The sequence below is a fragment of the Butyrivibrio sp. XPD2006 genome, assembly GCF_000420865.1.
Classification (GTDB): domain Bacteria; phylum Bacillota; class Clostridia; order Lachnospirales; family Lachnospiraceae; genus Butyrivibrio.
This window is the reverse complement of the sequence record NZ_ATVT01000007.1, coordinates 199,322-222,390: the sequence shown is the minus strand read 5'-3', so window position 1 is coordinate 222,390 and position 23,069 is coordinate 199,322. Positions and strand designations below refer to the sequence as shown.

Below are 23,069 nucleotides of genomic sequence, written 5' to 3'. Positions count from 1 at the left end.
CATTCCTTATATAATGCACACCTTTGCGGATCGTCATTCTTTTCTCGTGGTTGGAAGGTGCGATACTTTTTAACTTCTTTGCTGATGGTTGTAGGATGTTTTCCTACAATCCTTCCTATCTCAGCAAAGGATTTACCATCATTCAGCCCCTTTTCAACTTTTATTCTCTGGCTGGTAGTAAGGTGTTTCTGGTCATATTTATTATCGTCAGACATTATGTAAACCTCCTATTTATGGATGGAGGAATCCACTGCCTGACTAGGTTATCATGTAAGAGTAAATTCAGCTACATAGAATTTAACCTTACAAACAAGAATTAACTTTTACATTTTAGGAATTTTTTGCAAAAAACTGTTGACCCTGACCTTACGTAATAGTTTAAGCTATAATTACACGTGAAGGAGATGAAAGCCATGATGACAGTAAATGAAGTAAGTAAACTGACAGGAGTGAGTATACGCACTTTGCAGTATTACGACAAAATAGGACTTCTTGCGCCGGCGGAGTATACCGGTGCCGGTTACAGGCTGTATGACGATGCAGCCCTGGAGAAGCTGCAACAGATTTTACTGTTCAGGGAACTGGAGTTTCCGCTAAAAGACATAAAAGAAATTGTGACCAGATCTGATTTTGACAAGAGGAAAGCACTGGATCAGCAGATTGAGCTCCTGGAACTAAAGAAGGAGCATATCGAGAATCTGATCGAAATGTGCAAAGGATTAAAACTGAGAGGAGTGAGAAAATTGGATTTTACAGCATTTGACTTAAGTAAGATAGATGAATACGCAAAAAGAGCAAAAGAGCAGTGGGGAAAGACTCCCGAATTCAAAGAGTTTGAAGAAAAGGATAAGAACCGCACTGAATCAGAAAAGGCAGATATGATGGCAGATTTCATGAAGATATTTGAGGAGTTCGGTGCAATGAAGGACTCAGATCACGCATCCGCCAAGGTACAGACTCAGGTCAGGAAGCTTCAGGACTATATCACCGAACATTTCTACAAGTGCACTGATGAGATACTCTTTAGTCTTGGCAAGATGTATGCCGGAGGCGGTGAGTTCACCGAAAACATCGACAAGATGGGCGGAGCCGGAACCGCAGAGTTTGTCTATCAGGCAATTAAAGTATTTTGTGGCAAGTGATGAATTGTCAGTAAAAATAGCCTATAGACTGAAAATTATGTTGACAACGCATAATACGCCCTTTATACTTACAACTAATTATTTAGGAGGAAAGTTCACCATATGACAAATACAAATCTCGTCAACAGAATGGTCCCTACAATGCTCGTGAATATCAATCAGGAGTTTTGTTTACCATGTGAGATGAGGTAGAACTTTCAGAGAAGAAAGTATTATGTATACTTTAGACCTTATCAAGCACATGTTTGATAAGGTCTTTTTTTATACAAAAAGGAGGGAAATTATGAAAATCGAAGCAGAGAGAATCACATTAAAGGACGGAAGAGAACTTACACTCAGATCTCCTGAGGAGAAAGACGCGCAGGCAATGCTGGACTATATGATAAAGACAGCTGAGGAAACGCACTTCCTTGTAAGATACCCCGAGGAGATTCAGACAACACTTGATAAAGAAAAAGAGATCATAAACTTCGTGCTTGAAGCGGATGACCGCGTATGGTTCACTGCATTCGACGGTGACAGAGCTGTTGGTAACTGCTCGATTTCCCGTAACAGAAACCATATCAAACTAAAGCACAGATGCGATTTTGCAATAGCATTGGTTCAGGAGTACACTGGGTGCGGACTTGGAACGATCCTGATGGAAAAGGCCATCGCAAAGGCAAGAGAAATGGGCTTTGAACAGATAGAGCTGGGAGCATATGAAGACAACGAAAAAGGTCTTGCCCTGTACAGGAAGATGGGATTTAAAGAGATGGGCAAGACTCTCAGAGCATTCAAGCTAAAAGACGGCACATACTTCGATGAGATAAATATGGTCCTGTTTTTATAAGCAGAGGGAGGACATTAAATGATAATTAAGAATGAGATACCAATACTTGAATACGATGATCATTCGGCAGAGGTTATAACTCCGAACCACGACTGGCCGGAGCTTCGCCTTCCGAAAAAGTGCCTGTTTACATTTTTGGGAGATGTGGTGTCAAAATTTGCAGAGGAGCATAATGCTGAGGTGGCAGAGAATTTTATCACTGTTTCACATACAGTTAAGATCTATGTTCTTCATGAAGAGGATGAGGATATATGCCTTGTACAGTCTTTGATAGGGGCTCCGGGAGCAGCTTCCCTCATTGACTGCCTCATAAGCTGCGGGTGTGAAAAGATAATTGCCGTAGGCTCATGCGGAGTTCTTGCAGATCTTCCGGAGAATGTCTTTATTGTTCCTATAAAAGCTCTCAGGGCTGAAGGCACATCCTACCATTATCTTCCGGCTTCAAGGTTTATCGAGCTGGATAAAGAGCCGGTAGCAGCCATTGAGAGGTGCTTTAATAAACATGATCTTCCATTTGTGACTTGTACAACCTGGACTACGGATGCATTTTTCAGAGAGACAAAAGACATGGTAAAATATCGTTTAGAGGAAGGATGCTCTGTTGTTGAAATGGAGTGTGCTTCACTTGCCGCAGTATGCAGAAAACGCGGAGCAAGCTATGGACAGTTCCTCTTTACAGCGGACTCTCTGGCAAATGTTCATGAATATGATGTAAGAGATTTTGGAACAGGTTCTCACGAAAAGGCTTTGCTGCTGGGACTGGACGTACTGAAGGAATACACAGACTAACAGGAAAGGAACCACCACATAATGACAATAGAAGATATCAAACAGACAGCGCGGGAAGCGGGAGACATTCTGCTCACTGCCAGACGCCCCAAGATCATGGAGAAATCGGGACACGCGAATTTCGTCACCGAGACGGATGAGAAGGTCCAGAGGTTTCTTGTGGATAAGTTAAAAGACATTCTTCCGGAAGCAGAGTTTCTCGGAGAAGAGGACGGACAGGATGAGTTCTCATCCAAGATGGCAAAGGGATACTGCTTTGTTATTGATCCGATAGACGGAACTTCCAATTTCATCTATGAATACAGGCCTTCAGTAGTGTCCATCGGCCTTCTGAGAGACGGAAAGCCCTACATGGCGGTAGTGTACAACCCTTACGATGACATGATGTTCTCTGCCATCGCAGGAGAAGGAGCATACATGAATGGGGAGAGGATAATGTCCTCTGAGGCTCCTTTGTCCGAGCAGCTATCGTGCTTTGGCACTGCGCCATATTATGAGGAGCTGAGAGATAAGTCTTTTGACATAGCAAAAAAACTCCTTCCGCTATGCGTGGACCTCAGGAGATCCGGAACTGCAGCCTGGGATATGTGCTGCGTCGCCATCGGAAGGTGCGGGCTTTACTTTGAGCTTAAGATACAGATCTGGGATTACGCAGCAGCTGCCCTAATCGCACAGGAAGCCGGATGCAGCGTCACAGACGTAGAAGGCAATCCACTTTCATACACAGGGGCTTCATCGGCGCTTTGCATGAGCAGAGGCGTAAAAGAGATTCCAACATGCTTTAAGGAGGCTTAAATGATGGACTCGGAAGGCGGAATAAGGCTGAGCACCCACAGCAAGCTCGGTATTCTGCGGATATTTTTCAGCCGGTTTATACTGATCTTTCTGTTTCTTGTGGCACAGGTCTTTTTATATATCACTCTCTTTGGATGGCTTGAGAAGTACATCCCTTATTACGCTGTGCTTGAAATCATATTTGCATATGCAATGGTCATATATCTGTTCAATAATCGAATGGACGCTTCGGCTAAGCTTACATGGCTGGCGGTTATTGCTCTGGTGCCGCTCTTCGGCGTCGCGCTTCTTGCTTTTACCACATCCAATCTGGGCCATCGAAGGACGCGCAAGAGAGTTGAGGAGATGATAAAAATCTCTGAAGATACCCTCATGCAGGATGAAGAAGTAATAGAAAAGCTGAAAGGCGATGCTTACGGTACGGACGACCTCGTCAGGTACCTGAACAGAAGCGGAAAATTCCCTGTTTATACTAATACTGAAGTTACTTATTTTCCGCTCGGCGAAGACAAATTCAAAGCCCTTTTGGAAGAACTTGAAAAAGCTGAAAAGTTTATCTTCCTTGAATACTTTATTATCGAGGAAGGCTACATGTGGGGACAGGTACTGGAGGTTCTTGCAAGAAAGGCTGGGGAGGGCGTTGATGTTAGGGTTATGTATGACGGAATGTGCGAGATAACCTTGCTTCCGCATGACTACCCAAAGCGCCTTAAAGCCCTCGGAATCAGGGCTAAGATGTTTGCGCCTATCGCACCGTTTTTATCCTCCCATTACAATAACAGAGATCACAGGAAGATTCTTGTAATTGACGGCAAAGTTGCCTTCAATGGCGGAGTGAACCTTGCAGATGAGTATATAAACCACAAGAAAATGTTTGGGCACTGGAAAGACACTGCAGTTATGCTAAAGGGTGAAGCAGTAAGGAGCTTTACTCTTATGTTCTTGCAGATGTGGAATCTGACAGAGCCTGAGCCTTCATTTGATTCCAAGTTCCTTGAACCAACAGACTACCCTGAGACAGAAGGCTTTGTTGTTCCTTACGGTGACTGTCCTTTGGATGAGGACAAGGTGGGAGAGACTGTCTACATGGACATCTTAAACAGGGCAACGGACTATGTCTATTTCATGACACCTTACCTTATTCTGGACGGTGAGCTTCTGACAGCGCTCAAATACGCAGCCGAGAGGGGAGTTGATGTAAGGCTTATTCTGCCCGGAATCCCGGACAAGAAACTGGCCTACGCTCTTGCAAAATCTCATTACAGCGAACTTACTGATTCCGGCGTCAAGATATATGAGTACACACCGGGCTTTGTCCATGCCAAGGTCTGTGTCAGCGATGGCAAAAGAGCTGTCGTCGGAACCATAAATCTCGATTACAGGAGTCTTTATCATCACTTTGAGTGCGCGACATATCTCTATAAGGTGCCTTGTATTGCTGACATTGTCTATGATTTCAATGATACGCTTTCGAAATGCCGCGAGGTAACAAAGGAGACTATAGCTCATGAAAATATAGCCTACAAGGTCGTGGGAGCACTGCTTAAATTTATCGCACCACTGCTGTAGGCGCGTCATTCATCATGGTATAATTAAATAAATTACGTTGGGGGAAGAGTAAATGGTTTTGACAAACGAAGAATTAAAAGACTTGTACTTTGGGGCGTACGAGTTTAAGGAGACTGATGACGGCTATATTCAAGCCTTCCAGTACTCACAGAAGCAGATCGACTATTTCGAGAAAGTGTTTGATTTCTGGTTTGAGAGATGCACTGCATCCAATGCCAAGACACTTGAGTTTACAACAGAGGCCAAAGAGATATCCTTTGACTACAAGATAATCTGGAAGGGATCACCGGATTCTTTTGAACTTGTAGTAGATGGTCTTGTTACTGCAATTACTTATGTAAAAGATGTCTTGGATACAGGCACCATTACCTGGGAGCTTCCCGAGGGTAAAAAGAATGTGATCATTTATCTTCCTGCTGATGCCACAGCTCTGATCAGGAATTTTAAAGCGGATTCACCTGTACAAAGAGCTAAAAAGAATGAAAAAGTTCTCTGGCTGGGGGATTCCATAACTCAGGGATATGGACCTTTAAGATCTTCCTGCACCTATGTCAGCGTGGCAAACAGACTTCTTAATTATGAGATTGTGAATCAGGGTATCGGTGGCTACATATATGACAAGGGTTCTCTTATGAAGATGGAGGGCTATGATCCCGATAAGATAATCGTTGCTCTGGGAACCAACCAGTACGGCGATGAGGATATGACTGCAGTTGAAGAGTACTACGAAACTCTCACAAGCATTTACGGACATGAGATTCCAATCCTATGTATATCTCCAATCTGGAGAGGCGACTCGGTTGAAGGCATACCTACACTTATGGCTTTCTGCGAGAAGGTAAAAGAAATAGCCGGTAGATATGGAAATGTAAAGATAATAGACGGAATGAAGCTGGTTCCGCATTTGCCTGAGTATTTCCTTGACAACCTTCATCCCAATTGTCTTGGATGCGAAATATATGCAGAGAACCTTGTGAGAGAGATCAGGAGGATTGGATTTTGAATAACATAGAGAGAAGAGATCAGGGCATTGTTTACATCTCCGATGATGCAGTGTTCGAAGAGCAGAAGGTTGCACGCCGTATCACGCAGAAGCTCAACACAATGGATAGATCTGATTTTGATTCCATCAGAAAGATTATCAGTGAGCTGTTTGGAAAGATCGGAGAAAACTCTTTGGTAAATCCGCCCTTTTACTGCGACTATGGAACTCATATAGAAATAGGCAAGAACTTTTTTGCAAACTATAACTGCACCATGCTGGATGTGGGAATGATCCGCATCGGCGATAATGTACAGATGGCGCCCAATGTGGCCATTTATACAGCAGGGCATCCCATTCATCCCGCTACCAGAAATACAATGTACGAGTACGGCATAGATGTAACTATAGGCGATAACGTCTGGGTTGGCGGAAATGTTGTTATCTGCCCGGGAGTGACCATAGGTGCAAACTCCGTAATAGGAGCAGGATCCGTAGTGACAAAAGACATTCCTGAGTGGTGCGTGGCAGCAGGCAATCCCTGCCGTGTTATCAGAAAGATCACAGAAGAGGATCGCAATAAGTATTATGCGGGAAAAGAGATCGATGCAGAGGCCTGGGAACATATTCAGAGGATCCAGGCAGATGAGAATGATCCGGATAAATATCCATCAGCCTGACCGGAGTAAAGGAGACAAAATATGCTGCAAGTCATAATCCTGACTGCTTTATGTGTTGTATTTGCAACTGTTTTTCTGAGAGCTGAGATGAAAGAGAGCTATGTATGGGCGGATGTCTGGAAAGCTTTTGCTTCTCTTTGTTTTGTCCTGATTGGAGTCCTTAACAGCCCCGGAGGGAATGTGGCCGAGCTTCTTGTCTGTGGACTGATTCTAGGATTTATCGCAGATATCCTGCTGAATCTCAGATTCATTTTCAAGAAGAGAGGGCAGCTTGCTTTTTTGATCGGTATTCTGGTTTTTCTGGCGGGGCACATTGTGTATCTCATCGCCATTCTCGAGATGTCTGTCAACTGGAAGGCTTGTATTGCCATAGGTCTCGCTTTGGCAGGGTTTCTTATCCTATGGCTGTTTAAGAATATTACGGCAAAGCTTCCTTTTAAGATATTCGGTGTCGTCTATATCGGCGCCATCATGCTTATGAATGCAGTGGCTGTGGGCAATCTCGTGGCATCTCCATCGGCGTTCACGATCATTTTCGCCCTTGGAGCAGTTCTTTTTCTCATAAGTGATATCGTTCTTATCATCAACACTTTCGGGAAAAAGTTCAGGGAAAGCTTTAGGATATTAAACATTGTTCTGTACTATGCAGGCCAGATACTGATTGGTGTAAGTCTGATGTTCCTGTGACAAAAAGCTGAAACAGATAGACAACATGCATAAACAGTGTTAAATTGATTAGAGAAAACTACGAAAGGAGAGCACATAGATGACCTGGAAAACAACTAACCTTCATCTGATGAAAGGTAACGTTTTAGCTGTTTACGGGGATAGTGCGCTCTTTTTTAGGTAAAAACCGACAGAAACATCGGTTATCTGAAATATATAAGAGACATTATCTCCTTATTCTTTTTGAAATCATGAAGACTAAGGAGATTTTTTTATGGATAAGAAAACAGCTAAATCACAAATAAACAAACTGCTTGGCATAGATGCCGTATCCGGCCTTGCCATAGCAGGTGCAGCCTGGGTGGCACTGCTTGCCGCAAGAGGCTTTAGTACGGTAGAGATAGGGCTTTTAGAGAGTATCTTTCACATAACAAGTCTTACCTTTGAGATTCCTTCGGGGGTTATCTCGGATGTCTTTGGCCGAAGAAAGACCATGGTGGCAGGAAGGGTAATGGTTATTATTTCTTCGTTGCTGATGATCGTGTCTAAAGATTTCTTCACGGTGGCTTTGGCAATCGCGGTAAATGCACTCAGTTATAACCTGGCATCGGGAACCAGAGAGGCTCTTGCCTATGACAGTCTCAAAGAAGCAGGAATAGAGAGTGAGTACGATAAGTTTGCAGCAACAGACCTTATGATCTATCAGATATTTGGCTCTGTAGGAACGCTGCTTGCGGGATTTGCACTTTTCCTTGGATATAAAAGAGCTAACATGATTGATACAGTGGTAGGCGCTATCTCGGTACTCATAGCTCTTTCACTGGTTGATGTAAAGACAGATCTTCAAAACGTCAGCAAAGCATCTGACAGATTTAAAAAGGTAATTTCGGAAAGCGCAGCTTTCATTAGAAATAACAGAAAGGCCAGACTCATTATACTGTTCAATTCCCTGATCGGTGCGGTTGATATACTGATCCTGTTCTTTTTACAGGCCAGGCTCCCGGGTATGGGCCTTAGCAACTTCTGGCTCGGACCGGTTCTGTTTGTTATGGGAATGGGCGCGGCAATAGGCGCCAAGGCGACGGAGTATTTTCCGGAAAAGAGATATTCAAAGATTGCAGTGATCTCTACGGCAGGTGTTGCGCTTGCATTTGCGTCTGTATTTACGGGAAATCTGTATCTGATGATAGTGGGAGGTTTTATCGGTGCGTTCTCTGACAACTTCGTTCAGGTAAGGACAGATATTCTCCTGAATACTATGATCCCATCAGACCAGAGAGCAACTCTTATGTCGGTTAATTCTTTTGCATTTTCAATGGTGATGATAGTGCTTTCACCGCTTTTTGGAATGTTGTTCAGTCTGTAAAATAGGAGATATGGATGATCTACTTATCTGTCAGTCTGAAGGAAAACGGGTAAACTCCGACAGTAACGAAGGATACGATAAGATACCTTATGCTCCTTACAACGCCTGCAAGCAGAGTGCCTGATTCAAGGAAATCCTTGTTAAAGGGCAGTTTGAGAACTGCATTAAGAATAAGATAAACAGCAACACCACAGAAAATCCTCATGATACATATCAGAGGATTTTTTGTATTTTTGAAATGAACAAATCTCTTTTCGAATTCGAAGGCACCGTAGATTCCGCCGACAAGCCCAAGGCAGGTGAAGTAGTCCGTTGTCTTGCAGTAAAAGAGCCCAAGGCATGACAGCAGGAAGATAACAAGATAAAGAAGCCAGGTCTTTTCCTCGGGAACCTTGTTCCTTAGGAAAGCAAGAAGCCATATGCAGAAGAAACCCGATATCCATCCGAACAGAACATCGGTGGGATAGTGCACTCCGACGGCAACTCTTGAAAAACCAACCAGGAAAATGATGCAGCAGCAGAGGATTGTGACCCATCTCTTTTTGACTTCCAGTGCGATAAAACCGAAAGCTATAGCTGCATTTGTTGAGTGACCGCTGGGGAAGGAAAGACCCTGCGCAGCAATGTCGTACAGGTCATGCTTCTTATCAAGAGGCCTGTAACATTCTATGGTTTCGTGGTCAAAGTACGGGCGTCTTCGCCAGAAGATATTTTTGATAAGCGGATTTATTATAGTTCCGAGAATAAGTACACTGCCGATGCGCTCCCCGACCTTCTTGTCGTAGCACCAGTAGGTGAAGGCAAGCAGCAGTATCAAAAAGAACTCCTCGCCCAGGGCTGAGAAGGAAGAGACTATGCCTGCTCCTGTGGGGCCAAGAGTGCTTTGTATCCATTCCATCAGCTTGACTTCAATATCAAAATAAAAGGTATTACCTGTGAGTGCTTCCATATTTTCCTCGCATTTCGTAAAACATACTTTATAAATATTACTACTAAATGGTAACAACGGGCAATTTCTTTGGTAGAATGGATAACATAGGAGTCAGGAGGGCGGAGAGAATGAATGTTGAGGGCATCAGAGAGAAATTGTTTGAACTTCAGGACACCGGGTACAGGGATTTTCAAATGGGCCTCATCCCGTCTGAAGAGAAGAAGGAATTTATAGGTATCAGGACACCGGCGCTGCGCAAGCTGGCAAAAGAGCTTTATAAAGCCGGTGAACTTGAGGAATTCTTAAAAGATCTCCCACACAGATACTTTGATGAGAATCAGCTTCACGCATTTGCTATATCTGAGATCAAGGATTTTGATGAGTGCATGAAAGCGCTGGAGGCGTTTCTTCCTTATGTAGACAATTGGGCAACCTGTGATCAGATGTCGCCCAAGGTGTTTAAAAAACATAGGAAAGAGCTCTTTTCCCATATTCAAAAGTGGATTGGTTCTGATCATACCTATACGGTCAGGTTTGCAATCGGAATGCTTATGCAGCATTTCCTTGATGAGGACTTTGACATATCTTATCCGGAGATGGTGGCACAGGTACGTTCCGATGAGTACTACATCAACATGATGATAGCCTGGTACTTTGCAACTGCACTTGCCAAGCAGTATGACAGTATCCTTCCTTTTATTGAAGAAAAGAGGCTTTCGCCATGGACACACAACAAGACTATTCAGAAGTCTGTAGAGAGTTATCGGATTACTGATGAGCAAAAAAAATATTTACGTAGCAAAAAAATAAAAATCTGATATAATGGTGGTCGGTTTTTCACTTTTTAAAGGAGGACAGAAAAATGGGAATTAATTCAATTGATGCTGAAGACGATCAGTTTGCGTATCGCTATGATACTCAGCTGCTCATAGACAGAAGAGACAAGGACCTCGATGAGGATGAGATAGCAGATTACATCACAGAGAATTTTGAGGGCAACAGTCTTATTGCTGCCGGTGATGAGGATCTTGTTAAGATACACTTCCATACAAATGAACCATGGAAAGTTTTGGAGTATTGCAATACCGTTGGAGAGATTTACGATATAGTAGTAGAAGACATGATTCGTCAGTCTTCCGGAAAGCAAGGCTGATACTGGACTTTAGCAAGGTGCAGTTATACAGAGTTTCCTTGCTAAATATGCATGTATACAGTATAATGGTTTGGTGATTTTTATAAAAATTTTATAAATTGAAAGAGAGTTAATTATATGAAATGCTCTGAAATGCCATACAACAGAGTTGATATGGATGAAGTGAAAAAGTTCTTTGAACAGCTCATTATCGACAGCAAAAATGCCGGGAGCGGAGAAGAACAGTTTGAACTTCACAAAAAATATTACGATTTCATGGCTGATGTTCTGACAAATATTAAGCTCGGAGTATTCAGACATAACATCGATACAACAGAGGAGTTCTATTCTAAAGAGAACGACTACATTGATGAGATCACTCCTATGATCTCCAAGTATTCCAATGATTATAATAAGGTACTTTTCGAGTCGCCCTACAGACCATACCTTGAGGAGAAGATCAGCAAGGTAGCTTTCAAGAATATTGAGCTTGCCAACAAGTCGATCGATGATAAGATCCTTCCCCTTATGCAGGAAGAGAATGCTCTTATCAGTAAGTACGACAAGCTGATCGCATCGGCCAAGATCATGTTTGACGGAGAAGAGTGCAATATCTCACTCCTTCGCAAGTATCTCACAAGTGAGGACAGAGATACCAGAAAGAGAGCATGGAAGGCCCTTTCCGATTACTTTATGTCCGTTACTGATGAGATCGATGACATCTATGACAAGCTGGTCAAGAACAGAACCAAACAGGCTAAAGAGCTTGGTTATGATAATTATGTAGAACTCGGCTACAACAGGATGAACAGAAATTCATACAGAAGAGCTGAGGTTGAGAATTTCCGCAAGCAGATCAAAGAGTCTTTTGTTCCTTTTGTATGCAAGATCCAGGAGCAGCGCAAGAAGCAGATCGGTGTAGACGAGCTTAAGTACTACGACAACGACATGTTTTTTAAGAACGGCAATCCTAAGCCAACAGGAACTCCTGAAGAGATCATGAAGGCAGGTCAGGAGATGTACAAAGAGCTTTCACCTGAGACTGCAGAGTTCTTTGATTTCATGATCGAGAATGAGCTCTTCGATGTACTTGGACGCAAGACCAAGAAAGCCGGCGGATACATGGATTTCCTGCCCAAGTACAAGTCACCTATCATCTTTGCCAACTTCAACGGAACCAGCGGAGATGTTGATGTTATTACCCACGAGTGCGGACATGCATTCCAGGGTTATGTAACCAGAAACGATGAAATAGTTGAACACAATGACATCACAATGGAGACAGCAGAGATTCACTCCATGTCCATGGAATACTTCACCTATGGCTGGATGGACAAGTTCTTCGGTGACAGGGCCGATGATTACTTCACAATGCATCTTCAGGATTCGGTAACCTTCATTCCTTACGGGTGTATGGTTGATGAATTCCAGCATATCGTATATGACAAGCCTGAGATGACTCCCGCTGAGAGGAAGCAGGTTTGGAAAGACCTTGAGAAGACCTATAGACCATGGCTTGATTTTGACGGAGATGAATTCTTCGGAGAGGGCGGTTACTGGCAGAGACAGGGACACATCTTCTGGAATCCCTTCTACTATATTGATTATGTTCTTGCCAGCGTAGTTGCCATGCAGTTCAAGGTTTGGATGGACAAAGATTATAAGGATGCATGGAAGCACTACTTACAGCTTTGCAAGCTGTCTGCCAAGGACTTCTATGAACCAATGCTTGACGAGGTTGGACTAAAGAGCCCGTTTAAGGACGGAACCATCAAGGAACTGGCCGACAATATGAACGCCAAGATATTTGGTTAATATGATTTAATTGTCTTTCTTTTTATGAGGGGCATTTAAATAAATTAAAAAGGAGGAAAGTTTATGAAAAACAGAAACAAAGTGTTGTCTGTACTTCTTGCTACTTCTCTTGTTCTTGGAACAGCAGCATGTGGCACACAGCAGCCCGCATCTGACAATACAGGCGCTGACACACAGCAGGCAACAGAAAACACCGGTGATCAGGCTACAGAAGCAGCTTCTACAGAAGAAGTAGCAACATCTGGCTCTGACGCACCACTCGTAATCGCATCTGATGATTTTTCAGAGAAATTCAGCGAGTTCTTTGCTGCATCCGTACCGGATCAGCGTGTAGCTGATTTCACATCAGTAGCTCTTCTTACCAATGACCGTGCAGGTGAGCTCATCTACAACGGTATTGAGGGAGAGACCAAAACTTACAACGGAACTGATTACAACTATCAGGGTATTGCTGATTGTGTTGTAACAGAGAACGCTGACGGAACAGTTGACTATGAGTTCAAGCTTCGCCAGGGCGTTAAGTTCGCTGACGGAGAAGAGCTTACAGCTGATGACGTAATCTTCTCATACTATGTATACATTGATCCTTCATACGACGGAAGTGCTTCAACATATGCTCTTCCTATCAAGGGTCTTGCAGAGTACAGAAGCGGATCAGATACACTCTTTAACCTTCTTGTTAAGGGCGGAGCTGATAACACAGACTTCACATTCGTAACAGAAGATCAGCAGAAGAAGTTCTTCGAGACAGATCTTCCTGAGGCAGGTGCTAAGTTTGCTCAGTCAATTGCAGACTACTGCACAGCCAAAGGTTATGCTGCAGCTACAGAGGCAGTTGCTAAGGCAGACATCGCTAACGCAATGGCTAACTGGGGCTTTGCTAAGGACAACGAGGACGGAACAATCACAACAGCTGCAACAGGAACAACATTCGATGTTGCAGGCGGTCAGGCTCCTACAGCTGAGGATTTCTGGAATGAAATGATGACTTCTTATGAAGGCGATGTAGTTACTCTTTCAAGCACAGAGAAGGCTGATAACGAAGTACTTGATTTCCTTTCAGATGACTACAAGGTTGCTATCGCTACAGGTGATTCTGTAGATCACGTTGAAGGTATCCAGAAGGTTGATGATTACACTGTAAAGGTTACTCTTACAGAGGTTGATGCTACAGCTATTTACCAGCTCGCTATCATGGTATCACCTATGCACTACTATGGTGATCCTTCCAAGTATGACTACGATAACAACAAGTTCGGATTTGAGAAGGGTGATCTTTCAAGCGTTCGTGCTAAGACAACAACTCCTATGGGAGCAGGCCCTTACAAGTTCGAGAAGTTCGAGAACAAGATCGTTTACATGACAGCTAACGAGAACTACTGGGAAGGCGTTCCTGTAACTAAGAACCTTCAGTTCAAGGTTACATCAAATGCTGATAAGGAGAGCGGTGTAGTTCAGGGTACAGTTGATATTTCTGATCCTTCAGCTTCCAAGTCAGCTCTTGAGCAGATCGCAGGCGAGAACTCAAATGGTGAGATCTCAGGTGACAAGCTCACAACTGTTCTTACAGACTACAGAGGATACGGTTACATCGGTATGAACTCTGAGAACGTATGCGTAGGCGGAGACAATGGCAGCGAAGCTTCCAAGAACCTCAGAAAGGCTATCGCAACAGTTATTTCAGTTTACCGTGATGTAACAATCGATTCTTACTACGGAGAGGCTGCTTCAGTTATCAACTATCCTATTTCCAACACATCATGGGCAGCTCCTCAGGCTTCAGATCCTGATTACAAGGTAGCATTCTCTGTTGATGTTGACGGAAATGATATCTACACAGCAGGTATGAGCGAGGATGAGAAGTATGCAGCAGCTCTTCAGGCAGCTCTTGGCTACTTCGAGGCAGCAGGCTACACAGTAACAGACGGCAAGCTTACAGCAGCTCCTGAAGGTGCTAAAATGGGCTACGAAGTAATGATCGGTGGCGGCGGATCAGGTGATCACCCTTCATTCGGTATCCTTACAGCAGCTTCTGAGTCACTTAAGACTATCGGCTTTGATCTCCAGATCAACGACCTTTCAGATACATCCATTCTTTGGAATGCTCTTGAGGCCGGCACAGCAGAGCTCTGGTGTGCAGCTTGGCAGACAACTCTTGATCCTGATATGTTCCAGATCTATCACTCAGAGGGTGGTAGCGCAGGTCATTACAGAATTTACTCAGATGAGCTTGATAAGCTTGTTCTTGAGGCAAGAACTGTAACAGATCAGGCAGTTCGTAAGGCTCTTTACAAAGAGGCTCTTGACTACGTTGTTGATTTTGCATGCGAGATTCCTGTATATCAGAGACAGGATTGCAATATCTTCAGCACAGAGAGAATCAATGTTGACACTATCACACCTGATCAGACAACATACTACACATATCTTAATGAGATTCATAAGATTGCTATGAACTAAGCTTTATCGGATAAAACCGAATTTAATGCTATGATTGGTGGCAAGTCGCAGTGCACAATCTGTGCACTGCGATTTCTGCGCCAAAAGAATTCATTTGTTTTTTGACTAGATAAGGAGCACCACTACAATGAAGAAGTTTATAATTAGAAGACTGCTTATATCTGTTGTTCTTCTATTCTTTGTATCTATGATCATTTATACAATAATGCGTCTGATGCCTACATCTTACGTGGAGACTCAGGCAATGACTCTTGCCCAGAGACCCGGATCAAAGTCATATCAGGAGTGGGTTGATCAGCTCAACGCTCAGTATGGTCTGGATACCGGCATAGTTCAGGGATATTTCAGATGGCTTTCCAAAGCAATAAGACTGGATTTTGGAGATTCCTGGTATTTCAATCAGCCGGTTCTTCAGAAGTTTTCTGGTGTTATCTGGTATTCATTCGGACTTGGACTTGCAGCATTTATTATTGAAATCATCATTGCCATTCCTGCCGGTATCGTTGCGGCAAGGAAGCAGTATTCACTTGCAGATTACGCAATAACTGTTATTGCGCTTATCGGTATTTCACTGCCGAGCTTTTTCTTTGCGACAATTTTGAAATATGTCTTTTCCATCAGACTCGGATGGGTTGATCTGTACGGTATCGTAAGCCGTATGCATGAAACCATGTCTGATGCCGGAAAAGTTTTAGATATGGTTAAGCACATGGTTCTTCCTACACTTACACTGGTTGTTGTAAGTATTGGATCACTCATGCGTTATACACGTGCCAATATGCTTGAGGTTCTCAATTCTGATTACATCAGAACCGCAAGAGCTAAAGGTCTTTCTGAGAACAGGGTTATCAATCACCATGCCTTCAGAAATACGCTTATTCCTATTGTTACACTTCTTGGAGGATCTCTTCCGGGACTCTTTGGTGGTGCTATGATCACTGAGACACTGTACCAGATCCCCGGAATCGGATATACATTCTATCAGTGCGTAACACAGGGTGATATTCCTTTTGTTATGTTCTACATGGTATTTATGGCTGTCCTTATTCTTCTGGGCAACCTCATCGCAGATATTACATATGCTCTTGTAGATCCAAGAGTACGAGTAAATTAAGAAAGGAGGAAGAAAAATGGCTAACGAAAATATAGAGAAAAAAGATATGAGCCTTGATGATGCAAACAGAGTCAGAGTTCTTTCTCCGGGAATGATGGTCTTTAAGAGATTCATCAGAAACAAACTCGCTATTGTAGGTATCGTTATTATAGTATTTATGTTCCTGTTCTCATTTGTGGGAGGTCTTTTAAATCCTTATTCACAGAGTCAGGTATTCTATACAACAGAGCAGATCCTTAAGGATTATGCCGGAGCAACTGCCATAGATCAGTATCAGATCTATCAGGAAGACGGAGTTAAGCTTCCGTCAGATATTTATTCCAAGACACTAATTGCTGCTTCTACCAAGAAGTATGTATTTGAAACCAGAGACGGTTCACTCCTGGGACTTGGAGATGTAGGAGAGGGCGTTTACCGTATATTCTCACTTGAAGAAGTAAATATGCTTCTTAAAAAGAATGCGGCTTATGATGAAGCTGTTGCAGCAGGTGAGAACTTCTTTGTAGACAAAGATGGCAAGACATATATATTCCAGGACAACGGAGATCCGTTCCCTGCAGTTTACGAAGCAACTGAGATGGGCGTAGCTGCCATGAAGTCCTTTACACCTTATGCCAAGGACGCAAAATTCTCTTATGAATTTTACTGCGGCGCACTTTCTGCTATCGCTGACGGAGAGAAATCTTTTGATGCAGACGGCAAGACATATTCCGTTGACGGAGATGTTATCATGGATGGCACTTCAGAAGTGGCGCTGGTTTCAGACGTAAACTTCAATGCAGCCAATGCCGGCGTATTCATCAGCCCTGCATACAAGGAAGCTGCTATGAATGCTATTGAAGCAGGACAGACATCTTTCACATTTGCTGATGAAGACGGAACTGAGATCGAGTACAGGATCGAGAATAAAAACGGTCAGTACACTTTCAGAAGATTCCAGGAGACACGAGTTATCGATACATATGCAAGACCTTCAGCCAAGCACTGGGTTGGTACAGATGCAAACGGTATGGACCTTCTTGCAAGACTTATGTATGGCGGACGTATTTCACTTCTCATCGGATTTGTTGTAATTTTCATCGAGGTATTCATCGGAATGATCATCGGTGGTATCGCAGGCTTCTTCGGAGGCTGGGTAGATAACCTGCTGATGCGTATAGTTGATGTGGTTTACTGTATTCCTACAATGCCTCTTTACCTGATCCTTGGTTCAATCATGGACTACTATCAGGCAAGCGCTACAACACGTATTTACATGCTCTGTGTTATCATGGCTGTTATCGGATGGGTTGGAATCGCACGTATCGTCAGAGGACAGATTCTTTCACTTCGTGAGCAGGAGTTCATGGTAGCAGCTGAGGCAACAGGTATCAGTACCTACAGACGTATCTTTAAGCACCTTATTCCAAACGTAGTTCCACAGCTTATCGTATTCGCCAGCATGGGACTCGGTGATGTAATCCTTGCAGAGGCTACACTTTCATTCTTAGGACTCGGTATCAAGTATCCGGCTGCTTCATGGGGATCCATCATCAATGCGGTTAATGATTCTTACGTTATGAGCAATTATGTATTTGTATGGCTTCCTGCCGGCGTATTCATCCTGCTTACAGTTCTCGCCTTTAACTTTATAGGTGACGGACTTCGTGATGCGTTTGATCCAAAGATGAAGAGGTGATAAAAATGGCTAAAAAGGATAATTATATTTCTGCCAGGGAGTCGAGAAGGATTTCAAGAGAGAACCGTAAGATCACTGCAGCAATTGAGAAAAAGAGAAACAGAAAAAATATTCCGGAGAGCGAGTATGTAACTCAGATGAAGAATCCGGATAACTGTGTTGAGTTTGATAACGTACACACATATTTCTTTACAGATATCGGAACTGTAAAAGCCGTTGACGGTGTTTCATTCGAAGTACCTAACGGCAAGACAGTAGGTATAGTTGGTGAGTCAGGATGCGGAAAGAGTGTAACTTCTCTTTCACTTATGCAGCTGGTTCAGCGTCCGTCAGGTCAGACTGTAGAGGGTGAGATCAGATTTAATACCGGAGATAAGGCTATTAACGTAGTGAATGCACCTGCATCATACATGCAGAAGCTCCGTGGTAATTCCATGGGTATGATCTTCCAGGAGCCTATGACCAGCCTTAATCCTGTATTCAGGATCGGAGATCAGGTTGATGAAGTAATAAAGCTCCACAACCCTGCAATGACTGCAGAAGATGTTAAGGCAAGAACACTTGAGATGCTTCAGCTTGTTGGTATTGCCAACAAAGAGGGCGTTTACAGAATGTATCCTCATGAGCTTTCTGGTGGTATGAGACAGCGTGTTATGATCGCTATGGCTCTTGCCTGCGATCCTAAGCTTATCATTGCCGATGAGCCTACTACAGCTCTTGATGTTACAATCCAGGCACAGATCCTTGACCTTTTAAGAGGTCTTAAGGATAAGGTCGGAAGTTCAATCATGCTTATTACCCATGACCTTGGTGTTGTAGCTGAGATGGCTGATTATGTTGTTGTTATGTATGCCGGAAGAGTAGTAGAAAAAGGTACGGCAACAGAGATATTCAAGGATCCAAGACATCCGTATACCATTGGCCTTATGAATTCAAAGCCTGTGGTTGGTAAGCATGTGGACAAGCTTTACAGCATACCGGGTAATGTTCCTAACCCTATTGATATGCCTAATTACTGTTATTTCAAAGATAGATGCGAGATGTGCACAGCAAAGTGCAGCGGCGCATATCCCAAGACCTATAAGGTATCACCTACACATGAAGTTGCATGCTACAGATGTGAGGAAGGAGGTCTTAACTAATGGAGAACATATTAGAAGTTAAACACCTCAAGAAATACTTCCCGATTAAGGGCGGCTTCTTTGGCGGTGTTACAGGTTCAGTAAAGGCTGTAGATGATGTTTCTTTTTCTATCAAGAAGGGAACAACCATGGGACTTGTTGGTGAGTCCGGATGTGGTAAGTCTACAACAGGACGTACTATTTTAAGACTTATTGAGAAGACTGAAGGAGATATAATCTTCAATGGACAGGACATCAATAAGCTTGACAAGAAACAGCTCAGAGAGCTCAGGACCAAGATGCAGATCATCTTCCAGGATCCATATTCATCTCTTTCACCAAGACTTCCTATCGGAGAGATCATCGGTGAGGCTGTCAAGGAGCATGGCCTTGTACCTGCTTCAGAATATGATCAGTACATCTCAAATATCATGAAGGAGTGCGGTCTTCAGGAGTACCACAAGGACAGATATCCTCATGAGTTTTCAGGCGGACAGAGACAGCGTATCTGTATCGCAAGAGCACTTGCTCTTAAGCCTGAGTTTGTAGTATGTGATGAGCCTGTATCAGCTCTGGACGTTTCAATTCAGGCGCAGATCATCAACCTTTTAAAACAGCTTCAGGAGGACAGAGGACTTACATATCTGTTCATTTCTCATGACCTTTCTGTAGTTGAACATATTTCAGATACTATCGGCGTAATGTATCTTGGAAATCTTGTTGAGACCGGTAACACAGAGGATATCTTTGCAAATCCTCTTCATCCGTATACAAAGGCATTGTTCTCAGCAATTCCTATGCCGGATCCTGAGATCAAGAAGGACAGAATCCTGCTTCAGGGAGATATTCCTTCACCTGCAAACCCACCTAAGGGATGTAAGTTCCATACAAGATGTTCTCAGTGCATGGCTAAGTGCAAAGAGGTTGCACCTACTCCTAAGGATATGGGAAACGGACACGTTGTTTGCTGCCATCTTTACGATGAAAACTGAGTGTTTCGGAAACTAATAAGTATTGCTTAAAAGGCGATGAAAATCGCCTTTTTTTGCGGAAAAAAACGTGCTTATATGTTAGTATATAAGTATAAAAAATTAATCTTTATTTTAAGAAAAAAAGGGGATTACTTATGGCAAAAACTATGGCTGAATGGAAAATCGGCGATCCTATGATCAATGAGAATGACTTTTGGCAGGACGAGAACTATGTGGCAGAAGATCCTGAAAAGGAAAAAATGGTTCTTGAGCTGGCAACTCTCATCACTGATCGTATGGTCAAAAAGATCACTAAAAAGATCAACAACAGAGATCCTGAGTACTGGATGCTTGACCGAGTTCTTAACAAGGAGCAGGTAAGGTTCTGTCTCAATTTCAAGAAGACACGTGTACCTTATTCAATTCCTGAACTTGCTAAGATGAACAATATGACAGAGGAAGAGTGCACCAAGATGGTTCACGACCTCAGATTTATTGGTATCATTGAACAGAACAGGGCTAAGACACCTGATAAGCACCTTCAGTATGAGCTTCCTATTTTCGTTCCGGGCTCAGCTGAGTTCATGATGATGCAGGATAAGATTACTGATGAGCATCCTGAGATGGCTACATTCTTTAACCTTATGACACAGCTTCCGCTTCAGGGAATCACAGAGTCTGTTCCACCCGGAGGCGCCGGAATCGGAATGCACGTTATCCCTGTTGAAAAGGCTATTTCATTGGAGAATCAGTCAGTTCCTGTCGAGCATCTTTCACGTTGGATCGACATGTATGACAAGTACGGTATTTCCGAGTGCTCATGCCGTAAGCAGCAGGCTATGCGCGGTGAAGGCAGTGGTGAGATCCGCGGTGACTACTGTATCGGAATGGGTGATATGGCTGAGTACATGGATGACCGTGGAATCGGACATTATATCACCAAGGAAGAGGTTTACGAGATCCTTGAGAGAGCAGAGCGTCATGGCTATGTTCACCAGATTACAAATATCGACGGCGAGGGCAAGATTGTTGCTATCTGTAACTGTGCTCCCGGCGTATGTAACGCTCTTCGTACATCACAGCTCTTCAATACACCCAATATGTCAGCATCCGCTTACAGAGCTCATGTTGAGAAGGAGAAGTGTGTTGCCTGCGGCAAGTGTGTAGAGGTATGTCCTGTAGGTGCTGCCAAGCTTGGTCAGAAGCTCTGCAAGAAGAACGGCACAGAGGTTACATATCCTAAGAGTGAGCTTCCCGACAACAAGAAGTGGGGACCTCATAAGTGGAACTACAACTATCGTGATGATGCCAAGATCAACTGCTATGACACAGGTACAGCTCCTTGTAAGACAGCTTGTCCTGTTCACCTGTCAGTTCAGGGATATATCAAGATGGCTGCTGAGGGCAGATATGAAGATGCTCTTAAGCTCATCAAACAGGACAACCCATTCCCTATGGTATGTGGTGCTGTCTGCAACAGACGTTGCGAGGACGCATGTACAAGAGGAACCATCGACCAGCCTCTGGCTATCGATGAGATCAAGAAGTTTATTGCTTCACTTGACCTTAAGGCAGATAAGAGATATGTGCCTCTTTGCGAGAAGCATGACGGCGGAATGTGGGGCGATGAGTACAAGGTAGCAGTAATCGGTGGAGGCCCTGCAGGTCTTTCAGCTGCTTATTACCTGAGGCTCAACGGCTATCCTGTAACCGTATTTGAAAAAGAGAAAAGAGCCGGCGGAATGCTAATGAACGGCATTCCAAGCTATCGTCTTGAAAAAGATATCATCGAGGCAGAAATCGATGTAATTAAGGAAATGGGCGCTGAGTTTAAGTGCGGCGTAGAAGTAGGAAAAGACATCACAATCGAGCAGCTTCGTGATGAAGGATACAAAGCATTCTTTATCGCTATCGGTATGCAGGGCGGAAGAATGGCAGGCGTTCCCGGAGAGGATTCAAAGGGCGTTCAGACAGGTGTTGATTTCCTTAGAGCAATCAACCAGGATCATTCTATTAAGTTGAATGGCGAGACTGTTGTAATCGGTGGTGGTAACGTTGCTATCGATGTAGCAAGAACAGCTGTAAGAGCAGGTGCAAGCAAGGTTACAATGCTCTGCCTTGAGAGTGAAAAAGAGATGCCGGCTGCCAAGGATGAGGTTGAAGAAGCAAAGGAAGAGGGCATCGAGGTTAAGAACGGCTGGGGACCCAAGGAAGTTCTTTCTGAGAACGGTCATGTAACAGCTGTTGTATTCAAGAGATGTACTGCTGTATTTGATTCTGAGCACAGATTCAATCCTCAGTATGATGAGAATGATACAATAACAATTCCATGTGAGAACCTTCTTCTCTCAATCGGACAGTCGGTTCAGTGGGGAGACCTTCTTAAGGGAACCAAGGTTGAGCTTAACAGAAACGGCACAGCCAAGGCAGATGCTCTTACAAGACAGACAGCAGAGCCTGATATCTTTGTGGGCGGTGATGTGTTCACCGGCGCTAAGTTTGCCATTGATGCTATTGCAGGCGGAAGAGAAGGATACGTATCAATCAATCGTTTCGTTCATAAAGGAAACCGTCTCGATCTTGCCCGTGACAGAAGAGAGTTCATCGAGCTTGATAAAGACGATATCAAGGTTGAGAGCTTTGACAACGCACAGAGACAGATCCCGGGCAAGAAGGCAGGAATCGCCAAGGATACCTTTGACGACCTCAGACTTACTCTTACAGAGGAGCAGGTTAAGACTGAGGCTGCAAGGTGTCTCGGATGCGGTGCTACAACCGTTGATGAGAATCGCTGTATCGGATGCGGACTTTGCACAACCAAGTGTGAATTCGACGCAATCCATCTTACACGTGATATGCCGGCAGCAAGTACAATGTACAGGTCTGAAGACAAGCTCAAGGCTGTTGGACCATATGCTGCAAAGAGAGCAGGTAAGATCATTATCAACAAGCTTACAGGCGGCAAATAATAAAAAACAAAATAAAAGAGCCGGTTCATATAGAACCGGCTCTTATTTATTATGTAT

20 protein-coding genes are annotated in these 23,069 nt (G+C 43.6%); 18 read left to right on the top strand and 2 right to left on the bottom strand.

Annotated features, from left to right (window positions below; all coding sequences use genetic code 11):
• On the bottom strand, positions 1 to 215 hold a 215-nt coding region (locus G590_RS0110235), incomplete at its 3' end, for a helix-turn-helix domain-containing protein (RefSeq protein WP_026494073.1).
• A gap of 198 nt (positions 216 to 413) precedes the next feature.
• Here G590_RS0110235 and G590_RS0110230 point away from each other — a divergent pair.
• The 9 genes from G590_RS0110230 (at position 414) to G590_RS0110185 (ending at position 8,821) form a co-directional block, all read left to right on the top strand.
• Complete coding sequence (locus tag G590_RS0110230; protein ID WP_022765570.1) at positions 414 to 1,142, top strand: MerR family transcriptional regulator; 729 nt, start codon at positions 414 to 416, stop codon at positions 1,140 to 1,142.
• Between the two features lie 283 nt (positions 1,143 to 1,425).
• Positions 1,426 to 1,974, top strand: coding sequence for a GNAT family N-acetyltransferase (locus G590_RS0110225; RefSeq protein WP_022765569.1), 549 nt, complete (start codon positions 1,426 to 1,428; stop codon positions 1,972 to 1,974).
• Positions 1,975 to 1,992: 18 nt separating this feature from the next.
• Positions 1,993 to 2,763 carry a nucleoside phosphorylase gene (locus G590_RS0110220; RefSeq protein ID WP_022765568.1) on the top strand — a complete coding sequence of 257 codons (771 nt, stop codon included), beginning with the start codon at positions 1,993 to 1,995 and terminating at the stop codon, positions 2,761 to 2,763.
• A 21-nt stretch (positions 2,764 to 2,784) separates the two neighbouring features.
• The gene (locus G590_RS21350; protein ID WP_022765567.1) at positions 2,785 to 3,558 is read left to right on the top strand and encodes an inositol monophosphatase family protein; all 774 of its coding nucleotides are present in this window, start codon (positions 2,785 to 2,787) and stop codon (positions 3,556 to 3,558) included.
• The gene (cls, locus tag G590_RS21085; RefSeq protein ID WP_022765566.1) at positions 3,559 to 5,127 is read left to right on the top strand and encodes a cardiolipin synthase; all 1,569 of its coding nucleotides are present in this window, start codon (positions 3,559 to 3,561) and stop codon (positions 5,125 to 5,127) included.
• A gap of 52 nt (positions 5,128 to 5,179) precedes the next feature.
• Positions 5,180 to 6,130: an SGNH/GDSL hydrolase family protein gene (locus G590_RS0110205; protein WP_022765565.1), complete on the top strand. Its 951-nt coding sequence runs from the start codon at positions 5,180 to 5,182 to the stop codon at positions 6,128 to 6,130.
• On the top strand, positions 6,127 to 6,789 hold the full coding sequence (locus tag G590_RS0110200; RefSeq protein ID WP_022765564.1) for a sugar O-acetyltransferase: 663 nt from the start codon (positions 6,127 to 6,129) through the stop codon (positions 6,787 to 6,789). Before G590_RS0110205 ends, G590_RS0110200 begins: the two co-directional genes overlap by 4 nt.
• Positions 6,790 to 6,810: 21 nt before the next feature.
• Positions 6,811 to 7,476: a lysoplasmalogenase gene (locus tag G590_RS20620; protein WP_022765563.1), complete on the top strand. Its 666-nt coding sequence runs from the start codon at positions 6,811 to 6,813 to the stop codon at positions 7,474 to 7,476.
• A gap of 253 nt (positions 7,477 to 7,729) precedes the next feature.
• Entirely contained in the window at positions 7,730 to 8,821 is a 1,092-nt protein-coding gene (locus G590_RS0110185; protein ID WP_022765562.1) for an MFS transporter, read from the top strand.
• A 19-nt stretch (positions 8,822 to 8,840) separates the two neighbouring features.
• Here G590_RS0110185 and G590_RS0110180 read toward each other — a convergent pair whose 3' ends face one another.
• Positions 8,841 to 9,770: a phosphatase PAP2 family protein gene (locus G590_RS0110180; RefSeq protein WP_022765561.1), complete on the bottom strand. Its 930-nt coding sequence runs from the start codon at positions 9,768 to 9,770 to the stop codon at positions 8,841 to 8,843.
• Positions 9,771 to 9,880: 110 nt separating this feature from the next.
• On the opposite strand from G590_RS0110180, the gene G590_RS0110175 reads away from it, so the two are divergent.
• The 9 genes from G590_RS0110175 to G590_RS0110135 all read left to right on the top strand — a co-directional run bounded on the left by G590_RS0110175 (position 9,881) and on the right by G590_RS0110135 (position 23,012).
• Positions 9,881 to 10,570 carry a DNA alkylation repair protein gene (locus G590_RS0110175; protein ID WP_022765560.1) on the top strand — a complete coding sequence of 230 codons (690 nt, stop codon included), beginning with the start codon at positions 9,881 to 9,883 and terminating at the stop codon, positions 10,568 to 10,570.
• A gap of 44 nt (positions 10,571 to 10,614) precedes the next feature.
• Positions 10,615 to 10,905, top strand: a complete 291-nt coding sequence (locus G590_RS0110170) for a hypothetical protein (RefSeq protein WP_022765559.1) — start codon at positions 10,615 to 10,617, stop codon at positions 10,903 to 10,905.
• A 117-nt stretch (positions 10,906 to 11,022) separates the two neighbouring features.
• Complete coding sequence (locus tag G590_RS0110165; RefSeq protein WP_022765558.1) at positions 11,023 to 12,699, top strand: M3 family oligoendopeptidase; 1,677 nt, start codon at positions 11,023 to 11,025, stop codon at positions 12,697 to 12,699.
• Positions 12,700 to 12,762: 63 nt separating this feature from the next.
• Complete coding sequence (locus G590_RS0110160) at positions 12,763 to 15,159, top strand: ABC transporter substrate-binding protein (RefSeq protein WP_022765557.1); 2,397 nt, start codon at positions 12,763 to 12,765, stop codon at positions 15,157 to 15,159.
• A 127-nt stretch (positions 15,160 to 15,286) separates the two neighbouring features.
• Positions 15,287 to 16,273: an ABC transporter permease gene (locus G590_RS0110155; protein ID WP_022765556.1), complete on the top strand. Its 987-nt coding sequence runs from the start codon at positions 15,287 to 15,289 to the stop codon at positions 16,271 to 16,273.
• A gap of 16 nt (positions 16,274 to 16,289) precedes the next feature.
• Entirely contained in the window at positions 16,290 to 17,951 is a 1,662-nt protein-coding gene (locus G590_RS21080) for an ABC transporter permease (protein WP_022765555.1), read from the top strand.
• 5 nt (positions 17,952 to 17,956) lie between these two features.
• Positions 17,957 to 19,093 (top strand): ABC transporter ATP-binding protein, encoded by a 1,137-nt coding sequence (locus G590_RS0110145; protein WP_022765554.1) that lies wholly within the window; start codon positions 17,957 to 17,959, stop codon positions 19,091 to 19,093.
• Positions 19,093 to 20,064 carry an ABC transporter ATP-binding protein gene (locus tag G590_RS19120; protein ID WP_022765553.1) on the top strand — a complete coding sequence of 324 codons (972 nt, stop codon included), beginning with the start codon at positions 19,093 to 19,095 and terminating at the stop codon, positions 20,062 to 20,064. The genes G590_RS0110145 and G590_RS19120 overlap by 1 nt, the downstream gene beginning before the upstream one ends.
• 173 nt (positions 20,065 to 20,237) lie before the next feature.
• On the top strand, positions 20,238 to 23,012 hold the full coding sequence (locus tag G590_RS0110135) for an FAD-dependent oxidoreductase (RefSeq protein WP_051142140.1): 2,775 nt from the start codon (positions 20,238 to 20,240) through the stop codon (positions 23,010 to 23,012).
• The last annotated feature ends 57 nt before the right edge of the window (positions 23,013 to 23,069 follow it).